At 40.1% G+C, this 1,665-nt stretch carries 1 protein-coding gene; it reads right to left on the bottom strand.

Annotated elements, in window-relative coordinates:
* Positions 1-1,665 (bottom strand): leucine-rich repeat protein (locus T491_RS17270; RefSeq protein ID WP_155950180.1); only part of this gene is annotated, 1,665 nt, incomplete at both ends.

The raw sequence follows: 1,665 nt of genomic DNA, 5'->3' as shown, positions 1-1,665 counted from the left end.
ACCAATACTCGTCACGCTGTTTGGAATAGTGACAGAGGTAAGACCTTCACAGCCATTAAAGGCACTATAACCAATACTCGTCACACTCGTGAAATATGCTAATTCATTAAACGATGTGATAGAAGCATTAAACTTAAAATAAGTTGATAGAGTCGTCACTTTAGCTGCCTCAACCAAGCTGATTTCTCCGTCATGGTCAGTATCCCAATGCTCTACACATATTGTTTTTAAATTGTCATCGGCAAAATAGATATATTTCTCTACAATATTCTTGAAATCCGTCCAATAGTTTGCAGCCTTATATTTTGCCTTACTGCCTGCTGGTACATAAAGCGTTGCATTAGCACTATTTGAGAAAACAAACTGTGTAATAGTGACAGGTAATGGATTCATAATGGTAACAGAGGTAAGACCACTACAATCATTAAAGGCTCTTTCGCCAATACTCGTCACGCTGCCAGGAATAGTAATCGAGGTAAGACGGCTACAACTATCAAAGGCGTAACTGCCAATACTTGTCACACTGTTTGGAATAGTGATGGAGGTAAAACTGCGACAATAGTAAAAGGCGTAATCGCCTATAGTTGTCACGCTGTTTGGAATAGTTATGGAGGTACAATAGCCAATACCTACAAAGGCACCATTACCAATGGTCGTCACGCCGTTAGGAATAGTTGTAATTCTGCATCCCGCTATAAGTCTATTTGTCGCAGTTTCTATAATTGCATTGCAATTATCTCGTGAATCATATTTTGAATTCTCAGATTCCACCTCAATGGAAGTTAGACCGCTACAGGCAGAGAAGGAGTAATTGCCTATAGTCATCACGCTACTTGGAATAGTTATGGATGTAAGACCGCTACAGCCCCAAAAGGCGTAATAACCAATACTCGTCACACTGTTTGGAATAGTTATGGAGGTAAGACTACGACAACCATAGAAGGCTTTTCCTCCAATACTCGTCATGCTGTTTGGAATAGTGACAGAGGTAAGACCTTCACAGCCATTAAAGGCATTGTCAGCTATACTCGTTACACTCGTGAAGTATGCTAATTCATTAAACGATGTGATAGAAGTATTTCCTTTGAAAAACTCAGATAAGGTAGTCACCGCAGCTGCCTCATCCAAATCAATTCCTCCGTCATGGTCAGTATCCCAATGCTCCACACATATTGCTCTTACATTATCATCGGCAAAAAAGACATATTTCTCTACTATCTCCTCAAAATCCTTCCAATAGCTTGCTGCCTTATATTTTGCCTTACTGCCTGCTAGTACATAAAGCGTTGCATTAACACTATTCGAGAAAACAAACTGTGTAATAGCGACAGGCGATGGATTCAAAATGGCAACAGAAGCAAGACCGCTACAGCCATTAAAGGCGTAATCGCCAATACTTGTCACGCTGTTAGGAATAGTGATAGAGGTAAGACTGCTACAATAATAAAAGGCATAATCGCCAATACTCGTCATATTTTGGGGAAAAGTGATAGAAGTAAGACCAGAACAACGAGAGAATATCCCCGACATATCTGATACTTTATCAGCCTTGAATCCACTCAAATCAAGGCTTGTCAGACCGGAACAGCCAGAGAACAAATAACTCATTTTTGTAACATTGTCTGTCTTAAACCCACTTAAGTCAAGACTTGTCAGACCAGAACA

Origin of the sequence: Prevotella sp. P6B4 (genome assembly GCF_000619985.1) — a bacterium.
In the GTDB taxonomy this organism is placed as follows: Bacteria; Bacteroidota; Bacteroidia; order Bacteroidales; family Bacteroidaceae; genus Prevotella.
The sequence above is the reverse complement of the archived record's forward strand: the minus strand, read 5'-3'. Positions and strand labels throughout refer to the sequence as shown.